The 20,649-nt window shown below is 62.6% G+C and carries 16 protein-coding genes; 5 read left to right on the top strand and 11 right to left on the bottom strand.

The features are described 5' to 3' along the window. Positions 1–31 precede the first annotated feature (31 nt). On the bottom strand, positions 32–967 hold the full coding sequence (gene rihA / locus AB5Y67_RS11555; protein ID WP_325793700.1) for a pyrimidine-specific ribonucleoside hydrolase RihA: 936 nt from the start codon (positions 965–967) through the stop codon (positions 32–34). A gap of 222 nt (positions 968–1,189) precedes the next feature. Here rihA and AB5Y67_RS11550 point away from each other — a divergent pair, with 222 nt between their 5' ends. After that, positions 1,190–1,918 (top strand): RluA family pseudouridine synthase, encoded by a 729-nt coding sequence (locus AB5Y67_RS11550; protein WP_325793699.1) that lies wholly within the window; start codon positions 1,190–1,192, stop codon positions 1,916–1,918. A gap of 140 nt (positions 1,919–2,058) precedes the next feature. Here the strand turns inward: AB5Y67_RS11550 and udp are convergent, their stop codons facing one another. Further along, positions 2,059–2,814 carry a uridine phosphorylase gene (gene udp / locus AB5Y67_RS11545; RefSeq protein WP_325793698.1) on the bottom strand — a complete coding sequence of 252 codons (756 nt, stop codon included), beginning with the start codon at positions 2,812–2,814 and terminating at the stop codon, positions 2,059–2,061. 382 nt (positions 2,815–3,196) lie between these two features. On the opposite strand from udp, the gene yiaY reads away from it, so the two are divergent. From yiaY to AB5Y67_RS11530, 3 genes are all read left to right on the top strand, one after another. Then, entirely contained in the window at positions 3,197–4,348 is a 1,152-nt protein-coding gene (gene yiaY / locus AB5Y67_RS11540; RefSeq protein ID WP_150388769.1) for an L-threonine dehydrogenase, read from the top strand. A gap of 137 nt (positions 4,349–4,485) precedes the next feature. Further along, positions 4,486–4,824 carry an outer membrane protein assembly factor BamE gene (gene bamE, locus AB5Y67_RS11535; RefSeq protein ID WP_005337980.1) on the top strand — a complete coding sequence of 113 codons (339 nt, stop codon included), beginning with the start codon at positions 4,486–4,488 and terminating at the stop codon, positions 4,822–4,824. Positions 4,825–5,008: 184 nt separating this feature from the next. Next, the gene (locus tag AB5Y67_RS11530; RefSeq protein WP_325793697.1) at positions 5,009–5,638 is read left to right on the top strand and encodes an NAD(P)H-binding protein; all 630 of its coding nucleotides are present in this window, start codon (positions 5,009–5,011) and stop codon (positions 5,636–5,638) included. A gap of 146 nt (positions 5,639–5,784) precedes the next feature. Here AB5Y67_RS11530 and AB5Y67_RS11525 read toward each other — a convergent pair whose 3' ends face one another. Then, positions 5,785–7,479 carry a pyridoxal-dependent decarboxylase gene (locus AB5Y67_RS11525; RefSeq protein ID WP_325793696.1) on the bottom strand — a complete coding sequence of 565 codons (1,695 nt, stop codon included), beginning with the start codon at positions 7,477–7,479 and terminating at the stop codon, positions 5,785–5,787. A 218-nt stretch (positions 7,480–7,697) separates the two neighbouring features. After that, positions 7,698–8,714 carry a lipoate--protein ligase A gene (locus AB5Y67_RS11520; protein WP_257124630.1) on the bottom strand — a complete coding sequence of 339 codons (1,017 nt, stop codon included), beginning with the start codon at positions 8,712–8,714 and terminating at the stop codon, positions 7,698–7,700. A 430-nt stretch (positions 8,715–9,144) separates the two neighbouring features. Here AB5Y67_RS11520 and AB5Y67_RS11515 point away from each other — a divergent pair, with 430 nt between their 5' ends. Continuing rightward, positions 9,145–11,607, top strand: coding sequence for a diguanylate cyclase (locus AB5Y67_RS11515; protein ID WP_257124629.1), 2,463 nt, complete (start codon positions 9,145–9,147; stop codon positions 11,605–11,607). 51 nt (positions 11,608–11,658) lie between these two features. On the opposite strand, the gene AB5Y67_RS11510 is transcribed toward AB5Y67_RS11515, so the two are convergent. From AB5Y67_RS11510 to AB5Y67_RS11480, 7 genes are read right to left on the bottom strand one after another with little or no spacing between them, the layout of a single operon-like run. Continuing rightward, entirely contained in the window at positions 11,659–12,858 is a 1,200-nt protein-coding gene (locus tag AB5Y67_RS11510; protein WP_325793695.1) for an ABC transporter permease, read from the bottom strand. Next, a complete protein-coding gene (locus AB5Y67_RS11505) occupies positions 12,858–14,072 on the bottom strand; it encodes an ABC transporter permease (RefSeq protein WP_325793694.1) in 1,215 nt (404 codons plus the stop codon). The genes AB5Y67_RS11510 and AB5Y67_RS11505 overlap by 1 nt, the downstream gene beginning before the upstream one ends. Further along, positions 14,073–14,762, bottom strand: a complete 690-nt coding sequence (locus AB5Y67_RS11500; protein ID WP_325793693.1) for an ABC transporter ATP-binding protein — start codon at positions 14,760–14,762, stop codon at positions 14,073–14,075. It lies immediately after the preceding gene. Beyond that, complete coding sequence (locus AB5Y67_RS11495) at positions 14,755–15,894, bottom strand: efflux RND transporter periplasmic adaptor subunit (protein WP_199416537.1); 1,140 nt, start codon at positions 15,892–15,894, stop codon at positions 14,755–14,757. Before AB5Y67_RS11495 ends, AB5Y67_RS11500 begins: the two co-directional genes overlap by 8 nt. Positions 15,895–15,921: 27 nt before the next feature. Then, positions 15,922–19,098, bottom strand: coding sequence for an efflux RND transporter permease subunit (locus tag AB5Y67_RS11490; RefSeq protein ID WP_368207788.1), 3,177 nt, complete (start codon positions 19,096–19,098; stop codon positions 15,922–15,924). Beyond that, positions 19,091–20,131, bottom strand: a complete 1,041-nt coding sequence (locus tag AB5Y67_RS11485) for an efflux RND transporter periplasmic adaptor subunit (RefSeq protein WP_368207801.1) — start codon at positions 20,129–20,131, stop codon at positions 19,091–19,093. Before AB5Y67_RS11485 ends, AB5Y67_RS11490 begins: the two co-directional genes overlap by 8 nt. 41 nt (positions 20,132–20,172) lie before the next feature. Further along, on the bottom strand, positions 20,173–20,643 hold the full coding sequence (locus tag AB5Y67_RS11480; RefSeq protein WP_270804025.1) for a YeeE/YedE family protein: 471 nt from the start codon (positions 20,641–20,643) through the stop codon (positions 20,173–20,175). Positions 20,644–20,649 lie beyond the last annotated feature (6 nt).

The raw sequence follows: 20,649 nt of genomic DNA, 5'->3' as shown, positions 1-20,649 counted from the left end.
CCCGCCCCTTCTTGCAAAAATGAACCGGCGCTCAGTCAAACGCCCGCAGCCGCGTCACCAGCAGATCGATAAAGCCCGGACGATCCAGCCCCAACAATACCAGCGCATTGGCTGGCTTGCCGGTCAGACCATAACGATCCACCACCGTCATCCCCACGGTATGCTCCCCGCTGGTCTCGATATCGACCCGGCACTCGACTCCGTGGAACAGCTCGGGAGCCAGCAACCAGGCAATGGTACAGGGGTCGTGGAGCGGTGCACCAGTAAATCCCCACTTGGGATCCCGATGGTAGATCATGAAAAAGTCGAGCAGACCGGCCACACACTGGGCTACCGGGTTGGTGATGGCGCGCACCCGCTCGATATCCGCATCCATCACCTGCGCCTCATGGGTCACATCGAGGCCACACATGGTAATTGGGATGCCCGACTTGAAGACCATATCGGCCGCTTCCGGGTCCACATAAATATTGAATTCCGCGGCCGGGGTCCAGTTGCCGGCCCCTGCGGCGCCCCCCATCAGCACGATGCGGGCAATCTTGGATTTGAGATCGGGATGAGCCGCCAGCAGCAGGGCGATATTGGTGAGCGGGCCGGTCGGCACCAGAGTCACGGGCTGCGGGCTCTCGCGCAGGCACTTGGCCATCAATTCAAGCCCAGTCATGGTCTGCGGCGCAAAGGCAGGATCTGGCAGTTTGGGGCCATCGAGCCCAGATTCGCCATGGACGTTGTCGGCGATGATCAGCTCGCGGGCCAGTGGTTTCGGCGCCCCGGCCGCCACCGGAATATCGTCCCGCCCCAGCAGGGTGAGGATGCGCAGGGCATTGTTGAGGGTCTTGTCCGGCGTCTGGTTGCCCGCACTGGTGGTGACCGCCAGCACGTTCAGTTCAGGGCTGGCCAGCGCCAGAATGAGGGCAATGGCGTCGTCGTGGCCGGGATCACAATCGAGAATAACGGGCAGTGCCATGGAAAGGGTCCTTACAACATAACAGGGAGCCATACCTTAACAAGCAAGCTTCGGATGAACTCGGGAAGGGGTCACAAAATGGGGCCTTATTGCTGACCTGGGCGGTTTGCACGGCACGCCACCTAGCTCAACACGGCTCACTATCAAAAGTTTGCATGGCGTCATGCCGTTCATTTTCCGAGGCTGCGCACCCCCCATTCGCCCGGCCGCGCCGGTTCGGGTATGATCGCCCCCCGTTTCCAGCCTGTGCCACCTATGTCCGTTATCGTCGACACCTTTATTGCCCCGCCCTGCAATGCCGCCATCGAGATCCTGTTCGAAGATGAGCATCTGTTGCTCATCAACAAGCCGAGCGGCCTGCTGAGTCTGTCGGGCAAGAATCCGCAAAACCTCGACTCGGTTCACTATCGCTTGGTGCAGGATTTCCCCGGCTGCACCCTGGTGCATCGCCTCGATTTTGGCACCTCAGGCATCATGGTGGTGGCCAGAAACAAGGCCATCAATGCCCTGCTCTGCCAGCAGTTCAGTCAGCGGGCGGTGAGCAAGGCCTACAGCGCCCTGCTGTGCGGTCATCTGATTGACGACGAAGGAGTTATCGACGCTCCTATCGCCAAGGATCCAGCGATCTTTCCGCTGATGAAGATCTGCGCCGCCAGCGGCAAGCCCGCCCGCTCCCGCTATCAGGTGATTGAGCGGCTGGCGCAGCAGATACAGGGGCAGAACGTGCCTTTGACCCGGGTACGACTGGTGCCGGAGACCGGCCGCACCCATCAGCTGCGCATCCACAGTCAGTTGCTGGGCCACCCCATCCTAGGTTGCGATCTCTATGGTGGCCTGCTTCCCCCCGGCTGCGAACAGGCGCCGCGGCTGATGCTGCATGCCAGCGAGCTGGATTTTGCTCATCCGGTGAGCGGTGAGCCGATGCAGATCCGCTGTGCGCCTGCGTTTTAGAGGCAATGGGTAGGAACAACAAGTGCGAGTGCGACGGGATCAGTGAAAGGGGTGACGGGAGAGGAAAAGCGGTAAACGGCGGATAAAGATAGGGGCCGCGCTTTCGCAACGGCCCCCACCCCCCACTCTTTGTGGTGCTATCAGATCAGCTTGCGGGCAGCGCCTAGTACGATCTTGATGGCATCAGATTCGGTCTTCGCCATGGTCTCGGCGTTCGGGATCTCTTGCTGGGTACGGTTGACGATAACACCAGCCACCATACCGGCACGCAGGCCCTGGCTGGAGCACATGGTCAGCAGGGTGGCTGATTCCATCTCGTAGTTCAGCACGCCCATGGCTTGCCACTCTTTCATGGACCCCTGGAAACGGCTCACTACGCGGCCGGAAACTGTGTCGTAACGCTCCTGACCCGGGTAGAAGGTGTCAGAGGAGGCAGTCACACCGATGTGCAGCTTGGAACCCAGCTCTTTGGCGGTGTTGACCAGCGCGGTGGTGCAGTCGAAGTCGGCCACGGCCGGGAACTCCATCGGCGCGAAGTGCAGGCTGGCACCGTCGAGGCGCACGGAACCGGTGGTCACGATCACGTCACCCACGTTCAGGTGCGGCTGGATGGCGCCGGTGGTGCCGATGCGCAGGAAGGTGCTGATACCCAGCTGGGCCAGCTCTTCTACCGCGATGGAGGTGGACGGGCCACCGATACCGGTAGAGCAGATGATCACGGCCTTGCCGTCCATCTCGCCGCGCCAGGTAGTGAATTCACGATGGCTGGCCAGGTGCACCGGGTTATCCAACAGCTCTGCGATACGCTTCACGCGCTCGGGGTCACCGGGGACGATCGCCAGGGTGGCGCCTTGCAGATCCGCTTTCTTCAAACCCAAGTGAAATACATCAGACATATTGGACTCCTGGTTGCCCCCTGCCAGCATGGTCAGGGCACAAGTTAAGATGATTCTTTATGATACTTTCAAGCCTTTACCCCCCTCTTCGGGGAGGCGCCAACTATGGTCGAAAGCGCTTTCCAATTCCTTGAAGCGCCTCACACTTCCACGCATTGACAGTGACAAACATTGCGCAAAACGTTTGCTAACTCAATGAAATAATTGACAAACGTTTTTCTGCAAATCGAGTTGGATGCGGGAAAGTCAAGCCTGGTTCAACGCTTAATTAACGACTCGTGATCGACCCCGTAAAGTTGTAAACAAGATTCTTTTGTATCCCTTTCTAGATGGTAGCCTAGCTCTCAAATACCACTTAATGGCTAACTATAGGAAGTCCATCATGGCTACATTCAAGTTCTATATTCCCGCAATCAACCTGATGGGTGCCGGCTGTCTGCAAGAGGCTGCCGCCGATATCAAGGGTTACGGCTATCGCAAGGCGCTGATCGTCACCGACAAAATTCTCAACCAGATCGGCGTGGTCGCCAAGCTCACCACCCTGCTGGCTGAACATGGCATTGAAAGCGCAGTTTTCGATGAGACCAAACCCAACCCCACTACCAGCAACGTTGAAGCGGGTCTGGCCATGATCAAGGCCAACGGCTGCGATTGCGTCATCTCGCTGGGTGGCGGCTCGCCCCACGACTGCGCCAAGGGCATCGCGCTGGTCGCCGCCAACGGTGGCAGCATCAAGGATTACGAAGGGGTGGATCGCTCCGCCAAACCGCAACTGCCGCTTATCGCCATCAACACCACCGCCGGTACCGCCTCCGAGATGACCCGCTTCTGCATCATCACCGACGAAGCGCGCCACGTGAAAATGGCCATCATCGACAAGCACGTTACCCCGCTGATGTCAGTCAACGATCCCGAGCTGATGTTGGCCAAGCCGGCTGGTCTGACCGCCGCCACCGGCATGGATGCCCTGACCCACGCCATCGAGGCCTATGTCTCCACCATCGCCACCCCGGTGACCGATGCCAGCGCCGTGATGGCCATCAAGCTGATTGCCAAGCACCTGCGCACCGCCGTTCACCACGGCGATGACCTACATGCCCGCGAGCAGATGGCCTACGCCCAGTTCCTGGCCGGCATGGCCTTCAACAACGCAAGCCTGGGCTACGTGCACGCCATGGCCCACCAGCTGGGCGGTTTCTATGACCTGCCCCACGGTGTCTGCAACGCCGTGCTGCTGCCCCACGTTCAGGCGTTCAACGCCCAGGTGAGCGCGGCTCGTCTGAAGGATGTGGCCCGCTACATGGGGGTAGACGTGAGCGCCATGAGCGACGAACAAGGCGCCGCCGCGGCCATTGCCGCCATCAAGCAGCTGGCGCTGGATGTGAAGATCCCGGCGGGTCTGGAGCAACTCGGCGTCAAGGCCGATGACTTCGATACCCTGGCCAGCAACGCCCTGAAAGATGCCTGCGGCTTCACCAACCCGAAACAGGCGAGCCACGAAGAGATCGTCGCCATCTTCCGCGCGGCGATGTAAAGGCCACCGGATTGCCAGAAAGGGTCGCAGTGCGGCCCTTTTTATTGGCTGATGGATCAATGGCTTTTTACTTCCGTGGAGGGAGTCGGTATGATTTGCCGAGCCAAAAAAGACTGTATGGATGATCTGAACTCGATATGCGGATGAAACACCTGATTGCCGCGGCTTTGACCGCCCTCACCCTCTCCGGTTGCAGCCTGGTCTATCGTATCGATATTCCCCAGGGCAACTATGTGGAACAAAAACAGGTCGACAAACTGCGCCAGGGGATGACCCGCGAGCAGGTCAGCTATGTACTGGGAACCCCCATGCTGCGTGACGGCTTTGACCCCAACACCTGGTACTACCTCTATGAATTCCAGCCGGGCCACGGCGACAAGGAGCGCAAAGAGCTCACCGTCACCTTCGCCAACGACAGGCTGACCACAGTGACGGGTGACTTCCCGCTGCCAGCAGCCTTCAATACCCCGCTCTGATATCCCGCAAAACCGGCCTCGCGCCGGTTTTGTTTTATCCAGCCTCCGCACTATCTATCTTGCCCGTGATCCTGTCGGGGGATGTCGTATCATCTCCTACCATTGCAGCTGCCCGCAAATTGCCTGATGCTGATGAGCAGCCACCATGGCATCAACACCATCGAATGACACAGGGAGAATCCCCATGAGCCGGATCCTGATTGCCGGAGCCAGCGGCCTGATTGGCCGCGAGCTGATCAAACAGTTGCCCGCCGAACACGAGCTGACCCTGCTCTGCCGCAAGCCGGGCAAGGAGGCGCACCACTGGCTGCCGGTCGATTTTGATGATCTGGCTAGCGTCACCCTGCCCCGACCGGTGGATATCGCCTTCTGCGCCCTCGGCACCACCCGCAAGGAAGCGGGCTCTGCCGAGGCATTTCGCCGGGTCGATCTCGACTATGTGGTCGCCTTTGCCGAACTGGCCCGCCGCCACGGTTGTCAACGGCTCATCGTGGTCTCAAGCATGGGGGCCAGTGCATCGTCCCCGGCTCTCTATCCGCGAACCAAGGGGGAGATGGAGCAGGCCTTGCTGGCCCAATCCTGGCCGCGGCTCGCCATCGTGCGCCCCGCCATGTTGCTGGGGGATAGACAACCGCCGCGCCGCTCGGAGCAGATCTTTCAGGCCATCTATCCGCTGTTTCGGCCACTGCTGGTGGGCAAGCTCGCCCGCTGGCGCGCCATCGAGGCCCGTCAGGTGGCCCGCGCCATGATCGCCCTCTCGAAACTGCCCGTCGGGTGCGAGATTGTCGAGAACGAGCAACTGCTGGCCCTCTGAGCCCGGCCTTTTCCACCGCTTTCGCATTCAGTCGTGAAAACAGAAGGGCAAGCCAACCGGCTTGCCCTTTGTCTATCTGTTGGCGTGATACACCCCAACCACCTCTTGCCACCATTGACCGCGCTCGGCAGTCAGGGCAACCGCCATCAACCACGAATATGGTCGATAAAGGCGTCGATCTGCTCGCGAGTGCAGGCAGGATTCATAAAGACCGCCTTCTCCCCGGCGATGTAGGAGTATTTGCCGCGGGCGTCATAGTCGGAGTGGGCCACCGCCTCCACCCAGTTGGTGTAGAGCCCCACCTTGCCGCGCCCCTTGAACAGGCTGCGGTGGTAGTCAGTGTTGCGCTGCAGTCGCGCCTTGTAGGCAAGGTCGCTGGAGCGGGCCAGCTCGAAGGCAAATTCGGCTTCCGGATCGCTCACCCACACGGGGTTGTAGATCTTGAAGCCGACGCTCGGCCCCTGATTCTCCTGCGCCACCAGCTTGACGTTGCCCAGCTGACTTAACCGGAAGCGGAAGTAGTTGGCATTTTGCAGGCAGTGGGCCAGCACGGTGCGATACCCCTCCACCCCCATGTAGTTGAGCGCCGCATAGGCACCGAACAGGCCGCTCGCGCCGCGGGAACATTCGATGGTGGATTGCAGGTGGGTCTGGCCCTGAATGTCCCGCTCGAAGTAGGAGAAGTTCTCCGGGTCATTCTCCATCGCCTTGAGATCGTCCTGCTCCTTGATCATCACCAGACTGGAGGTGTAGGGCACATAGCCCCACTTCTGGAAGTCGACGGTGAAGGAGTCGGCATATTTCAGCTCGGCAAAGCGCGCCACGTTGCGCTCGATCCCCGCCAGAGTGGCGCTGTTGATGGCGAGCGGGTTGGCGGCAAAGTCGTAACCCAGGAAGAAGATCATCGACCAGCCGATGGCCGCATCGACGTGGATATGGGGCTTGACCGTCACCTCGAACTGCTCGCAGAGGCGATTGCGCAGCTCGAACACGGGTTTCACCTGATCCACCCCGAAGGTATCAGTGGTGCCCATGGTGAGCATGATGGTGGGCACCACGTGTTTCAGGGCAAAACTGGCGGTCAGGGTGCGCTCGAGGTGGTCGAGATCGATGTCATTGTTCTCGCCGACCTGAATGCGGATGGTCTTGTTCTCTATATCGACTCCGAGCAGGGAGAGGTTGGTGATATTGGAGTAGTGACCGCCCTGGGAGTTGATGATGCGGTAATCCTGATAGTGACCGAGCCCCTTGTGCTTGGCCTCCGGCAAAGTTTTGCGAATACCGAGCAGATAGCCATAGAGGTTACAAAAGGTCCCCCCCTGGGTGAAGATGCCGGTGGCGCGAGCCGGGTCGTAACCCGCCAGCAGCGCAATCTGGCGCACTACCTTCTTCTCCAGCTCCTCGGCCACTCCGGCATATTCGGAGTAGACCAGATTGGGGTTGGCCAGAATGCCCAGCTGGGCGCCGTAGATGGCGGGATCTGCTGACATCGTGATGACGTTCTCGACGCTGGAGGGATTCTCCCAATCCTTCGACAGCGCGGCGGCAAACAGCAGCTCGGCCATGGGCTCGCCCGGGGTGCGCATGGTGGCGGGCACCGGCATGGTCTCGCAGAGATCGGCCAGGCGGGCGCGGCCATCAGGCCAGGCATTCAAACGGGCATCGGGAGCCAGGCCACGGGCCCGAAATTCATTGAGGGAGGCAAATCCGGGTTCGCGAAAAACGGGCCAGAGATCGGGATTGCGCGAGAAAAAGTTGGCTTTGACGGTGGCGAAACGGGCGGAGAAATCGGGATGGACGGCATTGACGCTTTCGTCTTGCAGATAAACTAAGTCACTCATTTTTATACCATTAGTACAGCAAATGTGCGGCCGTTATACCCCTGTACCAGCGGGGCCGACAGTGACAATATCTAATGGCCTACCCTACTTTTTGTCATGTATCAGCCATCACAAGGGCTGGCAAAAAGGCGCCTTTGAGGCGCCTCTTTATATTTCGTGATCTTGCTCCCATCCTGGCTGACAGAGCCCTCACTATCGAACCGCCATCAGCGCAGCCCTCAACGCAGGGAGGCCAACAGCCACCGTGCAAACTCCGCCAGCTCGCTCTGCTGCTGCGGGAAGGCCGCCAACCAGGGCTGCAGACGCGCGGCAACAGCGTCCGGTCGATAGCCGCAACCCGCCAGTTCGGCCGCCAGCAGATCAAACGGGGCCGGCTCCAGAGTATCGCTAAAGAGCTGTGCCCGGGTGATGACCCCCTTCTCCACATCAAAGTGCAACTCCACCCCGCCCCAGCTGAACCGCTCCTCCAGCAGATGGCTGAACGCCGGGGCATGACCATAGTTCCACTCCCAGCTGCGCTGACGGGCGAAGGTCTCGGCAAAGCCCGGCAGATCCGGCATCTGCTCGGGGGAGATATGCTCGGGCTCAACTCGCGCGCCGTAATGGTGGAAAAAGGCCTCCTGCAGCGCCTCGCTCATCTGTTGATGGTCGATCCCCGGTAGCAGTTCGCACAGATTGGCCACCCGGCTGCGCACCGAGGTGATCCCCTTGGCCGCCAGCTTCTTGGGGTCGGGGTTGAGGTAGTTGGCGAGCCGGCCGAGATCGGCGTCCAGCAGCAGGGTGCCGTGGTGAAACCCGCGATCCAGAGTCTCCCGATAGGCCGACCCTGATACCTTGCGTTCCCCGTCCGGGGTGGCCACCAGCAGATCGTTGCGACCGGAGGCAAAGGCCTCGATCCCCAATCGCTTGAGCCCGTCCAGCACGATGGCGGTGGAGACGCTCTTGTCATACTCCGGCTTGCCCGCCATGAAGGTGAAGCAGCTGTTGCCAAGGTCGTGGAACACGGCGCCGCCACCGCTGCTGCGACGCGCCAGGGTAACCCCATCCTCTTCCATGCGGCGGGTATTGCACTCCTTCCACGGATTCTGGGCACGGCCAATCACCACGGTATTGGCATTGCGCCAGAGGAACAGCACCCGCTGGCCGGGGTCCATCTGGCGGAAGATGCACTCCTCAACGGCCAGATTGAACAGGGGATCGTGAGAGTCGGAGACAAGCAGACGCAAGCGGGACATAAAAAGACCTTATCCGGAACTGGGGGCAGCATGATAACACTGACGGGGTACCATCACTGAGCCATCGCACATTAACCGGTGCGCAGCAGCCGCGATACATTTGCGTCACACCTGACCGCCCCATAAAAGTATCTATTGATATAACGACACAGCTTGACGTGCAACCACGGAAAAAATGCAGTCAAGCCACAATGACAACGATAAAAACGGGAAAAAGTGGCTAGAATGCGACCACTTCGATAGGCCATATGACTCTCTTATTGGTCACATAACTTGCAAAAAAACGGCATGTATCCATTCCGTGTGATGAATGACACAAAAATGACTTTCCAACCCCCCTATCCCCCATTGCAAACGCCTTTTCTCCCCTTGCAGGTGACACAAAATTGCTTGAATCTAGCCTAGACACCGCTCCCGAGAGAAACGTTGTATGACGGAGAACGCAGCCCCCCGCCAGCCCCTCAGCTGGTTTCTGCCAATGCTGGTCAGTATGGTCATCGCGACCCTGACCTCTCCCCCGGTGCGAGCCGGCGAGCAGGTCATCGTCCAGTTGCCGTGGCAACACCAGTTCCAGTTTGCCGGTTACTACGCGGCCATCGCCAAAGGGTTTTATCGGGAGGCCGGTCTGCATGTCACCCTGCGCGAAGCGGACTCCCGCACCGATGTGGTCAGCGAGGTGATCTCGGGAAAGGCCCAGTTTGGCATCAGCGGCAGTGATCTGCTGCTGGATCGGGCTGCCGGTCGTCCGGTGGTGGTGCTCGCCGCCCTGCTGCAGCACTCGCCGCTGGTTCTGCTCACGCTGGATCGGCCAGATATTCGCAACCCGGCTGATCTGGCCAACAAGCGACTGATGCTGGAGCCTGGCTCCAACGAGCTGCTGACCTACCTTTCTCACCAGACCCGCAGCCGCGACTGGGTCACCCTCCCATACAAGCAGGGGATACAGGCACTGCTGGCGGGCAAGGTGGATGCCATCAGCGCCTACAGCACTACCGAGCCCTTCTATCTGCAGCAAAGAGGCATCCCCTATCGGGTCTTCAGTCCGCGCACCATCGACTTCGACTTCTACGGCGACAACCTGTTTACCTCCGAGCGGGAGCTGATCACCCGACAGGATCGGGTCTACGCCTTCCAGCAGGCCAGCCTCAAGGGGTGGCGCTATGCGATGGACCACCCCGAAGAGATGATCAACCTCATCATGGAGCAGTACCCGACCGGGGCTGGCCGTGAACAGCTGGAGTTCGAGGCGCGCGAAACCAGAGAGCTGATGCAGCCGGATTTGATTGAACCCGGCTACATGCAGCAGGAGCGCTGGCTGCAGATCGCCAAAACCTATCTGGAGGCGGGCATGCTCACGGTATTGCCCAACCTCGACCGCTTTATCTACGACCCGGCGCAGGAGCGGCTGCGCCAGCAACGGCAACTATTCGACAAGAGCGTGGCGGTGGCCATGCTCATCACCTTTACCCTGATGACCCTGCTCGGCATCTTCTTGCACCTCTATCTGCGCCTGCGCCAGGAGGCGCGAGATCGCCAGCGGCTGACCCGTGAACTGGCCCAGAGCGAGCAGCACTATCGCTTCGTGGCGGAGAACAGCGCCGATGTGATCTGGACCATGGATGCCGCCAGCTTGCGCTTTCGCTACGTCAGTCCGGCCATCACTCCTCTGAGCGGCTACGAGGCCCTAGAGCTGTTTGCCCTGCCCCTCAAACAGCTGCTGCCGGATGCCTCAAGGCAACTGCTGCGCGAGGAGATCTCTGCCACTCTGGAGGCCTGGCAGCGGGGAGAACATGACCAGACCCGCCGGGTCATTCGCACCCAGCTGCGCCACAAGGATGGCCATCTGGTGGCCACCGAAACCATCACCACCCTGCATGGCAACCACAATGCCCAGCCGGAGGCGATCCTCGGGGTCACCCGGGATATCACCGAGCGGGCAGCGCGAGAGGAGATGATGCGCCGCCTCGCCTTCTACGACCCCCTCACCGGGCTGCCCAATCGCCGCTTGCTGCAGCAACGGCTCAAGGAGCTGATGGAGCAAGAGACGCCCCGTCCGCTGGCATTGATGTTTATCGATCTCGATCACTTCAAGCCGATCAACGACACCTTCGGCCATGAGACCGGGGATATTCTGCTCAATATGGTGGCCGAGCGGATGAGCCACTGCGTGCGCAAACAGGATCTGGTGGCACGGCTGGGGGGCGACGAGTTCGTTATCTTGCTGCCGGAGAGTGGCGACGAAGTGCTGGCGGTGGCCGACAAGCTGCATCAGCAGCTGCGCCATCCGTTCCAGCTGGAGGGGCAGGAGCTGCTTATCTCCAGCAGTATCGGGCTGGCGCTCTATCCCGAGCACGGGGAGGATGCCAAGACCCTGATGCACCACGCCGATCAGGCCATGTATCAGGCGAAGAATCGCGGCCGCGGCCGGGTCTGCCTCTATACCGAAGGCCTTGATCCCGAGCAGGGCGCCCTGCTGTGGCAACCCGGCCACGAGTGCGGTCACCCGCGCATCGATGCCGAGCATCGCCAGCTGTTCGTGCTGACCAACCGGCTGCTGGAGCGGATGAAAGATCAGCACGAGGATCCGGCCCCGTTTCTGGAGAGTCTGGAGAGCCTGTTCGACATGGCTCGTCACCACTTCGCCTTTGAAGAGCAGATGCTGGCGGAGATCGACTATCGGGAACTCATCAGCCACCGTCAGGATCACCAGCGCCTGCTCAACAAAGCAAGCCAACTGCTGCACGCCGCCAAAGCGGGGACGCTGGGCAACGACGAGCTGCTCAACTTCATCATTCAGGAGCTGGTGGTCGGCCACATGAGTCAGGCGGATCGCCGTTACTTCCCCCTGTTCAGACCTGAGCGCAACGCGCCTGTTGCGGAGGTGGTCGCCTAGTCCCCCTCTGCTCAGACCCGAGCGCAACGCGCCTCTTGCGAAAGGGGCGACCTAGTCACCCCGCAGAGCCACCACGGGATCGAGACGCACTGCCCGCAGCGCAGGAGCGACCCCGGCCAGCAGACCGACCAGAGCGCTGCAACCGAGCGCCAGCAGCAGATAGAGAGGATGGAGGGTGAGCGGCAAGCCGGCCGCCAGCAGGGTGAGCAGCAGCTTGAGCCCGCCGAGCAGGGCCAGCCCCATGGCTCCGCCCAGCAGCGCCAGCACCACGGCTTCGAGCAGGAACAGCAATAGAATGCGCCGCCGTGGGCAACCCAGCGCCATCAGCAAGCCCACTTCGGGGATCCGCTCCTGCTGGGCGATGCTCATGATGCTGAAGATGCCGACCGCCCCGATCAGCAGCGAGATAATGCCGAGCCCGCCAACCGCCAGCTTGATGATGGAGAGGATTTTGTCGAGGCTGGTCAGCATGTCCTGCTGGGAGGTGAGGGTGAAATCCTCGGCGCCATGGCGGGCGATCAGCACTCGCCGGATCTGGGCGGTGATGTCGGCCTCCGTCTGCCCGGCGCGATAGATGACGTCGATCTCCTGCAGCCCCTCCTTGTTGAACAGCGCCTGGGCGTGGACGGCGGGCAGATAGATCATGTCGTCCAGATCAAAGCCGAGAAATTGCCCTTTGGGGGCCAGCACCCCGGCCACCCGAAAACGGCGATCACCGGCGCGCAGCAGACTGCCCGGCGCATCACCACCGGGAAACAGCTCAGCCGCCACCTTGGCACCCAGCACCGCATAGGCGCGGGGCATGGCACTGTCGTCCGCGGGCAGAAAACGCCCCTGCACCAGGGTGAGCCGCCAGCCGGAGAGTGCCGCCGGACCTGTGCCCAGAATGGCGGTGCTGCGGGTGAGCCCGCGGCTGCGTACCTCCCCCTGCCCCTGCACCACAGGGAGCGCCGCCTCTACCCCTGCCAATCTGGCGAGGGCATCGGCATCCTCCAGCAGCAGGGGACGGCTGCTGGAGAGGATACCGGGCGGGCCGCCGGCGGTTTCGGTCTTGCCCGGGGTCACGGCGATCAGCCGGGTGCCAAATAGGGAGAAGCTGTCGAGCAGATAGAGCCTGAGCCCCTCGCCGATGCCGGTGAGCAGGGTCACCGAGGCGATCCCGATGGCAATGCCGAGCGCCGACAGCAGGCTGCGACTGCGCCCAGCCAGCAAGGCGCGCCAGAGCCAGAACAGCAGATCAGCGGCGCGCATCAGCCACCGCTCCACTGCCCGCTGCGCAGGCTGCTGACCGGATCTTGCCGTGCCGCCCGGGAGGCGGGCAGCCAGCTAAAAAACAGCCCGGTCAGCAGGGCCGCAGGTATGGTGCAGAAAGTAGCGAGCAGAGGGACTGCCGCCGGAAATCCGGGCCAAATCACTCCGGCGAGGGCAACCAGGGCATAGCCCAACACAGTGCCAAACAGCGCGCCACTGCCGCTCAGCAGCAGCGCCTCCCACAAAAACAGCTGGCGGATCTGGCGACTGTCGGCCCCCAGCGCCTTGAGCAGGCCGATCTCGCCGGTGCGCTGGCGGGTGCTGATCAGCGCCAGATTCATCATCATGATGCCGGAGACCAGCAGGCTGATGGCGCCGATGCCGGCAACGGCCAGGGTGAGGGTCGAGAGAATGGTGGAGAAGGTAGCCAACATGGCGTCGCGACGCACCACGGTCACATCGAGTACCCCGTGGCGCCCCTGCATCAGCTGCTCCAGTCGCTTGACCAGCGGCGGCACGGCTTGCCCCGCCAGCGGCTGGATCAGCAAGCGAAACAGCCCCTCGGTGTTGAACAGCCGCATGGCGCTACCGACCGGGATCAGCGCGGCTTCGGCCATGTCCATCCCCAGATTGCTGCTCTGGCTGGTGAAGACCCCCACAACCCGAAAGCGACGATTGTCAAAACGCAGCCACTGGCCGACCGGATCGGCCTGACCAAACAGCTCACGGGCCACCACGGCCCCGAGCAGGACGGCTGGGCGATCCTCTGCGGCATCCCCCGGCAGCCAGCGGCCGGAGAGCAGCTCCAGCCCGTGGGTATCGCGCAGCCCGTTGCTGCTGCCAAGCAGCATGGTCTGACGCAACCGCGCCCCCTGTTTGGCCTCGGCAAAGCCCATCACCAGCGGCACCAGCCGCACGTTTGGCTGGTGCTGGCCAAGGTAGTGCATGTCATCGAGGGTGATCTGCCGCAGACTGTTGCCGGTGACCGGCGGCAGCCCGCCGGTGGTCTCCTTGCGGCCCGGAAACATTACCAGCAGATCCTTGCCAAGGGAGCTGAACTGGTCGGCCACATAGCGCCTCGCCCCCTCCCCCAGCGCGGTGAGCAGCAGCACCGAGGTGACGCTCAGACTCACCGCCAGGATCAAGACCAGCGCCCGTGAACGCTGACGCAGCAAGGCCACGGCGGCAAAGCGGATCACATCGGGCCGCCGCATTCAGCCACCGCCGCTATCAATGTTGATGCGGCCATCGTTCATCAGGATCCGCCTGCCCGCCCGCTCACCGAGGCGCAGGTCGTGAGTCACCACCACCAGCGTGATCCCCTGCTCCCGGTTGAGCCCCTCCAGCAGGGTAATCACCTCCTCCCCGGAGCGGGAGTCGAGATTGCCGGTGGGCTCGTCGGCCAGGATCAGTCGCGGCGCCATCGCCATGGCCCGGGCGATGGCCACCCGCTGACGCTGACCGCCGGAGAGTTCGGCTGGGCGATGTCCGGCCCGGTTCTCCAGCCCCAGCTCCCCCAGCAACTGCTGACTGCGGCGATGGCGCTCGGCGGGGGCGATCCCGCACAGCATCAGCGGCAGCTCGACGTTTTCACGGGCGGTGAGGCGGGAGATGAGGTGAAACGACTGGAACACGAAACCGATGCGATGGCCGCGCAGCTGGGCCAGCGCCGGCTCTGACAGGGTGGCGGTATCCTCCCCTCCCAGGCAGTAGCGCCCCTCGTCGGGCCGATCCAGCAGCCCCAGCACATTGAGCAGGGTCGATTTGCCGGAGCCCGAGGGGCCCATCACCGCCAGATACTCCCCCTCGGCAACCCGCAGGGAGACGCGATCGAGGGCGGCCACTTCGCTCCCCCCCAGAGTGAAACGACGGCTGACGACATCAAGGCGAATGAGATCACTCATCCGTCTGCTCCGTATCGGCGCTGAAAGGGCCCTCCCCGACAATCTGTCCGGGCTGGGCTGCCAGCCGATCACCGGCGGCGAGCCCCTCGGCCACCTCAATCCAGTTCCAGTTCTCCACACCCCAGCGGGGTACCACCCGCACCAGCTTATCCCCTTCCAGCCGCAGCACGCTGCCATCGTCGGCCCGGCTGCTGGCCGCTACCCGCAGCACATCGGTGGCACGGGTCACCTCGACCTCAAGGTCGGCGCTGTAGCCAATAAGCAGGGGGACATCGGTGGGCAGGGCAGTGAGCGCCGCCTCCACCTCCACGGTACGAGCCTGCTTCTCCAGCTCCTTCACATAGGGGGCGATACGGGTGACAGTGGCGGCAAAATCGCGCCCGGGCATGGCGTCAAGCAGTACCCGGGCAGACTGGCCCACCTTGAGGCGGGCGGCATCCACCTCATCGATGGGGGCTGAGACATAGAGACAGCGATCGTCGATGAGATCGATCACCGGAGGCATGGCCACTCCGGGCGGTGAGGGAGTCATGTATTCGCCCAGCTTGCTGTTGACCTCCGCCACCACCCCGGCAAACGGCGCCAGCAGGCGGCGCTCGCTCAAGCGGGCCTCCACCTGGGCGACCTGCGCCTCGTCAACCCGCTCCTGCTGACGGGATGCGCGGCAGACATAGCGGCGGGTATCGGCCAGATTCTGGGCCTGCTCGGCGAGGGTGCGAGAGGTGAGATTTTTGGCCAGCAAGGTGGCCAGCCGGTTGGCCTCCCGCTCGTAGTAGGCCGCCTCGCTGCAGCGCTCCTCGCGCTGGGTCTTGCCAAGGGCCTGCTGGGCGCGGGCCCGGGCGAGATCGGCGTGAATATCGTCACTCCAGAGGGTCAGCAGCAGATCTCCCCGGGCTACCCGCTCCCCGGCCTTGACGGCGATCTGCTCCACCACGCCGCCACCGGGCAGACTTAGCCCGGCCCGCTGGCACGACTTGATGGTGCCAGCCCGGGTGTTGACCACAGTGACCAGCACATCCCCCCGCCCGACCTCAGCCAGCCTGATCGGCGTCGGCTGCGGTCGCCACCACCATGCCACAGCAGCCACCGCTACCACAGCGCCACTTCCCCACCACAACCAACCTCTCTTCATCGCGCATCCTTTCGCTAGTGACTCCCGTCATGAGCGTCGGGAGAGCAGGGCATAATAGAGCAAGGGTATCACCACCAGGGTGAGCAAAGTGGAGACCAGGATCCCGAAAATCAGGCTGATGGCCAGTCCGTTGAAGATGGGATCATCGAGGATAAACAGGGCTCCGATCATCGCCGCCAGCGCCGTCAGCATGATGGGTTTGGCCCGCACCTGCGCCGCTTCGATCACCGCCTGCTCGAACGCCACTCCGGCGCTGCGCTGCTGCTCGATAAAGTCCACCAGCAGGATGCTGTTGCGTACGATGATCCCGGCCAAGGCGATCATCCCGATCATCGAGGTAGCGGTAAACTGGGCTCCCAGCAGGGCGTGGCCCGGCATCACCCCTATGATGGTGAGCGGAATGGGAGCCATGATGATGAGTGGCACCAGATAGGAGTGGAACTGGGCCACCACCAGAAGGTAGATGAGGATCATCCCCACCCCGTAGGCGATACCCATGTCGCGGAAGGTCTCGTAGGTGATCTTCCACTCACCGTCCCACAACAGCGCCACCTCCCCCAGTTTGTCGGGCTGCTGCACGTAATATTGGGGCAGATCGATGTCGGCACCGGCGGCAAACATGCCGTAGAGCGGGCTGTCGGTATGGCCACCCATGTCGGCCACCACCATCACCATGGGCTGCATGTTCTTGTGCATGATATAGCTGGGGGCCACCTCATCACGGCGACTCACCAGCTCGGAGACCCGCACCAGCTGGCCGCTCTGGCTGCGCACCTTGAGGGCCAGCACACCCGCCAGATCCCGTTTGTCACCGGGAGCCAGTTCGATGCGGATCGGCACCGGATACTTGGCACCGTGCCCCTGCAGCCAGCTGGCATCCTGATAACCCACCCCACCATTGAGGGTGCTCACCAGATCCCCGAGATCGACCCCGAGCAGGGCCGCCTTGCTGCGATCCACCACCAGCCGCCACTTGGGCTGCGGGTCGGTCAGATAGATATCCACGTCCACCAGATCCGCCGTGGCCACAAAACGGGCCTGTACGGCGCGCGCCGCCGCTTCGCGGGCAGCCTGAGTCGGGCCATAGATCTCGGCAACGATGGGAGACCAGACCGGCGGGCCGGGGGGCACCTCAACGACTTTCAGGTTGCCCCCTGCCGCACTGGCGATGGCCTGCAGCGGCTCCCGAACCGACTGGGCAATCTGGTGACTGCTGCGATCCCGTTCATGCTTGTCCACCAGATTGACCTGAATATCCCCCACGTTGGCGCCGCTGCGGATAAAGTAGTGGCGCACCAGCCCGTTGAAATTGATGGGGGCGGCGGTGCCGGCGTAGATCTGGTAATCCTTCACCTCCTCCACCTTGGCAAGCTCTCGTCCGACCGCCAGCAGGGTGCGCTCGGTCTGCTCCAGGGTCGCCCCCTCCGGCATATCGAGCACCAGCTGAAATTCCGACTTGTTGTCAAAGGGGAGCATCTTGAGCACCACCCACTGCACCACCGGCATTGCGGTGGCGGCCCCGACCAGCAGCAACACCACCAGCCAGAGTTTGCGTCTGGCACGCTTGGCGCCATCACCGATCAGGAAAGGGGTCATCAGCCGGTGAAAGAGACCAGCCTTGGCCTCGCCGTGGGCACCATGCACCTCACCTTTGAGCAAATGGCTCGCCAGCCAGGGGGAGAAGATAAAGGCCACCAGCAGGGAGATGAGCATCCCCATGCTGGCATTGATGGGAATGGGGCTCATGTAAGGGCCCATCAGCCCGCTGACAAAGGCCATCGGCAGCAGGGCCGCGATAACGGTCAGGGTCGCCAGTATGGTCGGCCCCCCCACCTCGTCCACCGCCCCCGGAATAAGATCCTTGAGTGCCCCCTTGCCCAAACCGCGATGGCGGTGAATGTTCTCCACCACAACTATGGCGTCATCCACCAGAATGCCGATGGAGAAGATCAGCGCAAACAGCGACACCCGGTTGAGGGTAAAGCCCCAGGCCCAGCTGGCAAACAGGGTCAGCGCCAGGGTGATAACGATGGCAACGCCCACCACCAACGCCTCGCGCCAACCCATGCTCACCAGCACCAGCACCACCACCGCCGTGGTGGCAAAAATCAGCTTGCCGATCAGGGTGTTGGATTTGGTCTCGGCGGTGACGCCGTAGTCCCGGGTCACCGTCACCTCGACGCCGGCAGGGATAAGCCGATTTTTGAGACTCTCGACCCGCGCCTCCACCCGCTTGGCCACCTCAACCGCGTTCTGGCCTGGCTGCTTGCCGATGGCCAGGGTCACCGCCGGATAGCTGCGATCCCCCAGCCCCATCCAGCTGCGCCTAGTCGGGGTCTCCTGACCCAGAGATACCCTGGCCACCTCCCCCAGATAGACCGGCTTGCCGTCGTGCAGCCCCACCACCAGCTCTCTAGCTTCCTGCTCACTTTGCAGGAACTGCCCCACCTGCACCTTAATCTCACTGTTGTTCTGCTCGATAGCCTGTGCGGTGCCTACCTGATTGGCGGCCGCCAGTCGCTGGCTCAGCTCGCCCCAGCTGATGCCGTGAGCGCTGAGGGCCGCCGGATCCGGCATCACCCGCAACACGGCGCTCTGGCTGCCCAGCGTGTAGATATCGCGGGTACCGGGAATGCGCTTGAGTTCGGTCTCCAGCTCATGGGCGACCCGGGTCAGCTCGGGCGCCCCCAGTTGCTTGCTCCCCTCTTTGCTCCACTCTTTGCTCCATAAGGTCAGACTGACGATGGGGACATCATCGATCCCCCTCGGTTTCACCAGTGGCTGACCGACTCCGATCCCCTGTGGCAACCAGTCGCGGTTGGAGTCGAGCTGGTTGTTGAGATCGACGATGGCCTGCTCACGGCTCACCCCTACCTTGAACACCACCACCAGCAGGGCGCCATCGGGTTGGGAAAAAGAGTAGAGAGTATCAATCCCCTTTATCTGGGAGACCACCTGCTCGGCAGGGGTGGTGACGAGAGAGGCCACTTCAGCCGGGCTGGCTCCCGGGAAGGGAATGTAGACATCGGCGAAGGTGACATCGATCTGCGGCTCCTCCTCCTTGGGGGTCACCAGCACCGCAAACAGGCCGAGCAACAGCCCCACCAGCGCCAGCAGCGGCGTGATGGCCGAGCCCTGAAACAGCGCAGCCAGCCGACCGGCAGGTCCCAGCCTCTCCTTGTTGCCATTCAGCTCGCTACTCATGGGCCACCTCCTGCTGCTGCGCCCAGGCATCGGGAGCCAGCTTGTCACCGGCTTGCAGGCCGGCCAAGATCTCGCACTGTCCCTCGACGCAATGGCCGACCCGCACCGGTGTCAGGGCCCAGCCAGCGGGTTGCTGCAGATAGACGCCGTTGAACTCCCCTTGCCGCAGCAGGGCGCGCTCCGGCACCTGCAACACCTGACGCTCACCCTGCTTGAGCTGCACCTTGAGCCACATGCCGGGCAATACCCCGGCGGTTTGCGGCGGCAAGTCGAGGCGCAACCTGAAGGCGTGGCTCTGGCTGTCGGCATAGTTGAAGCGAGTCAATTTGACCGGGGTAACAGGCTTGCCATCAGGCAGCAGCACCTGCACATCCGCAGGCTCACGAGCCAGCGTCAGGGCGGATTGGGGCAACTCCACCTCCACCCGCAAGGTGTCTAGAGAGAAGCCGGAGAGCAGCGGGGTACCGGGGGCGACAGTCTCCCCCAACTCCACCAGCCGTTTGGTCACCACTCCGGCGTAGGGAGCCAGAATGCGGGTATAACCGTAGGCCTCGCGGGCCTGAGTGAGGGCCGCATCGGCAGCGTTCACCTCGGCGCGGGCGGCGCGATCCGTCGCCTGGGCATTATCGAGCTGGGCGCGGGTGATCACCCCCTTGGCAATCAGCGCCTGAAAGCGGGCGAGCTGGCGCTCGGCTTCCACCTGCTGGGCCTGCGCCCGGGCCAGCCGCGCCTCGGCACCCGTGACGGCGGCAAACTGCTCTTTGCCGCTGATCTCCAGCAGCGGTTGCCCCGCCTGCACCTGATCGTTCACATCCACCAGCATGCGGGAGACCCGGCCGCTGGTCTGGGCCGCCACCGTCCCCTGATTGATGGCACTGACGGTGCCATCCAGCGTCAGCCAGTCGGTCACCGGCTGTGGCGTCACTGTCAACAGGGGCTCTGGCTCCCCGTCTGCGGCAAAGGCCCGGGGGGATATCATGGCCTGCGATGTCATCACCAATAAGGTGATCCCCAGCAACCGGATCTTTTCCATCATTACTCTCCTTCCCTGGCGTCATCAGTCACTTCACGGGATCAGGCGGTATGGGACTGGCGCACCTTATCCACTCCCCGAGCTGGCGCCTTGGTCAGCAACCTGGCCAGCCCTCTGTCAAACAGCAAGATCCCGGCCACCATGGCCGCTATAAACAACATTATCATGGGCTGCCCGCTGGAAATGAGACTCAGAGCAGGCCCCGGGCAGATACCCACCAATCCCCAGCCGATGCCAAACAGCGCGGCCCCGCCGATCAGCCGGCGCTCCAGCCGAGGGGCTGGTACGGCAACGATGGGCTCCCCCAGCACACTCTGGCGACGGGGTTTCACCAGCAAAAAATAACCCGGCATAAAGACCAGCAGGGCCCCTCCCATCACGAAGGCGAGGCTGGGATCCCAGGCCCCGGCCAGATCGAGAAAACCGGTGACCCGGGCGGGATCCATCATGCCGGAGATGGCCATCCCCAGTCCGAACAACACACCCGCAAACAAACTTGTCAGCAACTTCATGGCAAT

The sequence above is a fragment of the Aeromonas sp. s12 genome, from assembly GCF_040907925.1.
Lineage (GTDB): Bacteria > Pseudomonadota > Gammaproteobacteria > Enterobacterales > Aeromonadaceae > Aeromonas > Aeromonas veronii.
Note: the sequence above shows the minus strand (reverse complement) of the source record. Positions and strands in the feature narration are given on the sequence as shown.

Excerpts from the sequence above, each read along its gene's own strand:
- rihA (WP_325793700.1), bottom strand. The coding sequence starts at position 967 with ATGGCACTGCCCGTTATTCTCGATTGTGATCCCGGCCACGACGACGCC.
- AB5Y67_RS11550 (WP_325793699.1), top strand. The coding sequence starts at position 1,190 with ATGATCGCCCCCCGTTTCCAGCCTGTGCCACCTATGTCCGTTATCGTC.
- udp (WP_325793698.1), bottom strand. The coding sequence starts at position 2,814 with ATGTCTGATGTATTTCACTTGGGTTTGAAGAAAGCGGATCTGCAAGGC.
- yiaY (WP_150388769.1), top strand. The coding sequence starts at position 3,197 with ATGGCTACATTCAAGTTCTATATTCCCGCAATCAACCTGATGGGTGCC.
- bamE (WP_005337980.1), top strand. The coding sequence starts at position 4,486 with ATGCGGATGAAACACCTGATTGCCGCGGCTTTGACCGCCCTCACCCTC.
- AB5Y67_RS11530 (WP_325793697.1), top strand. The coding sequence starts at position 5,009 with ATGAGCCGGATCCTGATTGCCGGAGCCAGCGGCCTGATTGGCCGCGAG.
- AB5Y67_RS11525 (WP_325793696.1), bottom strand. The coding sequence starts at position 7,479 with ATGAGTGACTTAGTTTATCTGCAAGACGAAAGCGTCAATGCCGTCCAT.
- AB5Y67_RS11520 (WP_257124630.1), bottom strand. The coding sequence starts at position 8,714 with ATGTCCCGCTTGCGTCTGCTTGTCTCCGACTCTCACGATCCCCTGTTC.
- AB5Y67_RS11515 (WP_257124629.1), top strand. The coding sequence starts at position 9,145 with ATGACGGAGAACGCAGCCCCCCGCCAGCCCCTCAGCTGGTTTCTGCCA.
- AB5Y67_RS11510 (WP_325793695.1), bottom strand. The coding sequence starts at position 12,858 with ATGCGCGCCGCTGATCTGCTGTTCTGGCTCTGGCGCGCCTTGCTGGCT.
- AB5Y67_RS11505 (WP_325793694.1), bottom strand. The coding sequence starts at position 14,072 with ATGCGGCGGCCCGATGTGATCCGCTTTGCCGCCGTGGCCTTGCTGCGT.
- AB5Y67_RS11500 (WP_325793693.1), bottom strand. The coding sequence starts at position 14,762 with ATGAGTGATCTCATTCGCCTTGATGTCGTCAGCCGTCGTTTCACTCTG.
- AB5Y67_RS11495 (WP_199416537.1), bottom strand. The coding sequence starts at position 15,894 with ATGAAGAGAGGTTGGTTGTGGTGGGGAAGTGGCGCTGTGGTAGCGGTG.
- AB5Y67_RS11490 (WP_368207788.1), bottom strand. The coding sequence starts at position 19,098 with ATGAGTAGCGAGCTGAATGGCAACAAGGAGAGGCTGGGACCTGCCGGT.
- AB5Y67_RS11485 (WP_368207801.1), bottom strand. The coding sequence starts at position 20,131 with ATGGAAAAGATCCGGTTGCTGGGGATCACCTTATTGGTGATGACATCG.
- AB5Y67_RS11480 (WP_270804025.1), bottom strand. The coding sequence starts at position 20,643 with ATGAAGTTGCTGACAAGTTTGTTTGCGGGTGTGTTGTTCGGACTGGGG.